The 4,255-nt window shown below is 54.8% G+C and carries 4 protein-coding genes; 3 read left to right on the top strand and 1 reads right to left on the bottom strand.

Features of this window, described 5'->3' with window-relative positions; translation table 11 throughout:
- Positions 1-127: 127 nt before the first annotated feature.
- A complete protein-coding gene (locus CW742_RS07940; RefSeq protein ID WP_292418840.1) occupies positions 128-880 on the bottom strand; it encodes a heparan-alpha-glucosaminide N-acetyltransferase in 753 nt (250 codons plus the stop codon).
- Between the two features lie 111 nt (positions 881-991).
- Between CW742_RS07940 and CW742_RS07935 the strand changes: the two genes are divergently transcribed.
- The 3 genes from CW742_RS07935 (at position 992) to CW742_RS07925 (ending at position 4,094) form a co-directional block, all read left to right on the top strand.
- The gene (locus CW742_RS07935) at positions 992-1,852 is read left to right on the top strand and encodes a methanogenesis marker 8 protein (protein WP_292418838.1); all 861 of its coding nucleotides are present in this window, start codon (positions 992-994) and stop codon (positions 1,850-1,852) included.
- Between the two features lie 71 nt (positions 1,853-1,923).
- Positions 1,924-3,594 carry a PAS domain S-box protein gene (locus CW742_RS07930; protein ID WP_292418835.1) on the top strand — a complete coding sequence of 557 codons (1,671 nt, stop codon included), beginning with the start codon at positions 1,924-1,926 and terminating at the stop codon, positions 3,592-3,594.
- Positions 3,595-3,716: 122 nt separating this feature from the next.
- Complete coding sequence (locus CW742_RS07925; protein WP_292418832.1) at positions 3,717-4,094, top strand: MscL family protein; 378 nt, start codon at positions 3,717-3,719, stop codon at positions 4,092-4,094.
- Positions 4,095-4,255 lie beyond the last annotated feature (161 nt).

Genomic DNA, 4,255 nt, shown 5'->3' with positions numbered 1-4,255 from the left:
AGGCAGAACCCTTTTTGAAATCGTTCTACCAGAATTTTTTTTTCAAACTTTTTCCACACAATGCTCCGCAGGAAATAAGTTGAAAATATTTTTGTGCCCGTCAAAGATTTCCCGGCTTCCCCGCTCCTCACCACACCTTCATCCCCGTCACCAGCGCAAGCAACAGGATGATCACCGGCTGGTGGACAAGATAGATCACGAGCGAATGCCGGCCCAGGAAAGAAAGCGGCCGGACAACACAATCCGGCAGGGGCATCAGAGAGAAGTGCCGGGTCCCGCCCGTGTACAGAAATGCACCGGCCCCCATGCCGATCAGGACAACGCCCAGCCACGGGAAGAGGGGAGTGTAATCAACGGACCAGAACACGGGCGCATGGATACCAAGCGGGAGAAGGATCAACGGGGGTGATGGCAGGCTCGTGCGGCTGGTCACGAACCACCCGATGAGGATACACAGGATTCCCGCAGGAATATTCCAGGCCCTCAGCCGGAAGAAGAGCGGCGAGAGCATCACCGAGACGCCGATCAGGTGCAGGATCCCGAAGACCACGTAGCCCTGTGGGAGATAGAGCCACGTCGCGAGCGTGACAAGCAGGCCAAGCGCAAAGATGCCGGCACCACGCAGAAGAAATTTCTGTGCAAGCGGGAAGCCGGACAATTTGACAGCAGCGCGATCATGACTGATCACGAGCGAGATCCCGACAATCAGGAGAAAGAGCGTGGCAGTTGCATATGCAAAGGAGCGCCAGAACCCGGTCGCGACATCAACCGGAAAAATTGCGAAGAACGAGAGGTCGAAAACCGTGTGGAAGACGATCATCATGAGAATTGCGACACCGCGGGCACCATCGATCTCCCACAGCCGCGAGTCCCCGCCCATACAAACCTATCGTCGTTGTTTCAACATATGCATTGTTATTACCCGGGCAGGGCTGCCGCCATGCAATAATCCTATATTTCCAGAAATGAACAGGTGTTGGGAAGAACCATCATGACGCAGGAAAAGGATGAACATATCATCGAGGCGATCGGCCGGTGCCGGATCGTAATCCGGAACGGGAAGGTCGTGGAAGTGGGCGAGGCCCTGATCCGGGACTGCCCTCTGGCGAAAAAATTCGCATACCCGATCCCGGATATCACGAAGGAATCGGTGAAGGCAAACATCGAGCACCGGATCAGGGCCTTTGGCATGTGCACGCCGGACCGGGAGGTCATCGACAACCGCGAGTTTGTCGGCTTTGGCGCATCGGAACTGCTCAGCTTCGGGATCCAGGCCGGGCTCATTGACGCAGCCGTCATTGCCTGCGACGGGGCCGGCACGGTTGTGGCAACAAAACCGGCACTGGTCCAGGGTATCGGGGGGAGGATGTCCGGCCTTGCTTCCACCTGCCCCTACCCGCAGGTGATGGACCGTATCGAAAACGAGGGAGGGTTTGTCCTTGACCGGAAGAATGCCGCCATGGACCCGGTTGCCGGCGTCTCGCTTGCTGTGGAAAAAGGATTTGTGAAGATTGCTGTAACCGTAGCGGGACCGGAGGCTGCAAAAGCAATCCGGAAGATCCACCCCGATACATTCATTGTCGGCGTCCACGTAACCGGGCTCACAAAACAGGAAGCAGACGATCTGGTCGCGGCATCCGATCTCGTAACCTCCTGTGCCTCAAAGACCATCCGTGACGCGGTGACACAAAAAGCCCTTGTCCAGGCAGGAGTTGCCATCCCGGTCTTTGCCATGACTTCACGCGGAAAAGAGCTTATCATGGAAAAGATCCGCAAGGGAAAAGAACCGGTCCTGGTCAAGCAGACAACCCTTCCGGCACTTTCCGACAAGCAGCCGGGGCCGCTTGTCTGATGGTCTTTTTTCTTTTTTTACCAATACTCTTAATAGGCACAAGTATGCAGGATTGAATAAGCGCTCCGAACATGGCAGAACCGTATTCCGTCCTCTACGTAGACGATGAGCCGGACCTTCTCGAACTGGGAAAACTGTTCCTTGAGCAGGGCGGACAATTTTCCGTTTCCACTGCCGAGTCGGGGATCATCGCGCTGGAGAGGTTAAAAACCCGGTCCTTTGATGCCATTGTTTCCGATTACCAGATGCCCGAATGCAACGGGATCCGGTTCCTCCGGCATGTCCGCCGCGAATCCGACATCCCGTTCATCCTCTTCACCGGCAAAGGACGCGAGGAGGTGGTGATTGAAGCAATCAACAGCGGGGTTGATTTCTATCTCCAGAAGGGCGGGGATACAAAAGCCCTTTTTGCAGAACTCGGGCATAAGATCAACCAGGCCATCTCGCGAAGAACTGCAGAAAAGGCGCTGCACCGGCACCTCAGCCTGATCCGGCTTACATCAGTAATGGCTACGCGGTTTATCCGGCTGTCACCAGAACACATTGACGAGGCGATCACACAGCTCCTTCTTGAGATCGGTTCCATCACCGGTGCGGACCACTGTTATATTGCTCTTGAGAATTCCGGGAACAGTGAGATGTGTTTTGCCCATGAATGGACGTCGCCGGGCAATTTCCTTATGAAGGACCGGATCGGCTCGTTCAAAGCCACGGAGTTCTCCTTATCAGCAGAACGGATCCAAAAATTCGAACCTGTCCTTGTTCCCAGTGTCGCGGCATTGCTCGCGGAACCGGGTGAGACCGGCAGGCATATGGCGGGGCTTCACCAGATCGGGATACGATCGTTTGTCCTCATTCCCCTTGCAATCGGCCAGCAGATCGTGGGTTCGCTCGTGATCGATTCAACCACAAAAGAGGACGTTGTCCCCGCAGAGGACCTGGACATCTTCCGGATCTTTGGCCAGATCATAGCGGGCGCCCTTGCCCGGAAGGCCGCGGACCAGACGATCCATGAATCCGAAGCACTGTACCGCACGGTCTTTGAATCAACCGGGACTGCCATGATGATCCTGGGGGAAGACAAGACCGTGATCCGGGCAAACCGGGAGATGGCGCACATCTCGGGATACAGCCGGGAAGAGATCGAGAATAAGGTGCCATGGACGAAATTTGTCTCGCCGCAGGACCTGGATCGCATGAAGCAGTATCATGAGATACGCCGGGCCAGTCCCACGATCGTCCCGAAGAACTATGAGTTCAGGTTCCTTGCCCGTGACGGCCGGACAATTGATACCTACATTACCGTCGAGATGATTCCTGATACAAAGAAGAGCATTGTATCCCTGATTGACATCTCAAAAGAGAAAAATGCCCAGCGGGAACTGGCAGATTCCGAGGAGAAATTCCGGTGCCTGACCGGTTCGCTCGCGGAAGGGATCTACATGATCCAGGACAACCGCTTCATCTATGTCAATCCTGCGTTCTCGCAGATCACCGGCTGGCCTGCGGACGAGCTTATGGCCCTGCCGGATTTCACTCATCTCTTCCCGGATGAGGAACGGCCCCGGGTGCGAAAGGCCGTTGATGACCGCCTTTCCGGCATTGTTAACTCGGAACGGTATACGGTCCATGCCCGGCGCCAGGATGGAACGCTGTTTCCCCTGGCCATCCACGGATCGCTGACACGGTTCAAAGGCAAGCCCGCAATCATCGGATCGATCACATTGGGCGACAGACCCTGATCCCATACTTCTTCCTTGTTTTCAACGCGCCCCTTCGTTGCATTGCGGGAAAGGGAAGTGTAATCAAGCTGAAGGTTCATGGTAACAATCAGGGACGATGAAGTCCTGACTGGTGTATCATTATGGTTGACAAAACACTTGGCGATGCTGAGAAGATGATTGGTGGCAGTGTTTCCACCCTTGGCAAAGGTGCCGAAGGGTTCAGCAAGGAGTTCATGGATTTTTTGAACAAGTACCAGGTCATTGGTCTGGCCGTCGCGTTTGTCATTGGAAGTGCCGCAACGAAACTGGTCAACTCGACCGTGACCGATATCATCATGCCCATCATTGCCGTCATCATCCCGGGCGGCGACTGGCGGATGGCAACGCTGGAAATCGGCCCCCTGAAGTTTCTTGTCGGGGACTATGCCGGCGCTATCATCGACTTTGTCATCATCGCACTCGTGATCTTCCTGCTGGTCAAATATATTATGAAGGGGGACACTTCGAAGAAAGTCTGATGACTTTCTTCTCGAACTCGGGGTCTGATGACCCCTCGTCCATGAAAGAAAGTCTGATGAATCCGAGACCTCTAACGGAGGTCGAGGAAGAGAAGAACTCATCAGTGTTCTTCGAAGAATCCTGATGGATTCTTCTCATTTCTCGGGTTTGATAACCCTCG

It is taken from the genome of Methanoregula sp. (genome assembly GCF_002835825.1).
Taxonomy (GTDB): domain Archaea; phylum Halobacteriota; class Methanomicrobia; order Methanomicrobiales; family Methanospirillaceae; genus Methanoregula.
The sequence above is the reverse complement of the archived record's forward strand: the minus strand, read 5'-3'. Positions and strand labels throughout refer to the sequence as shown.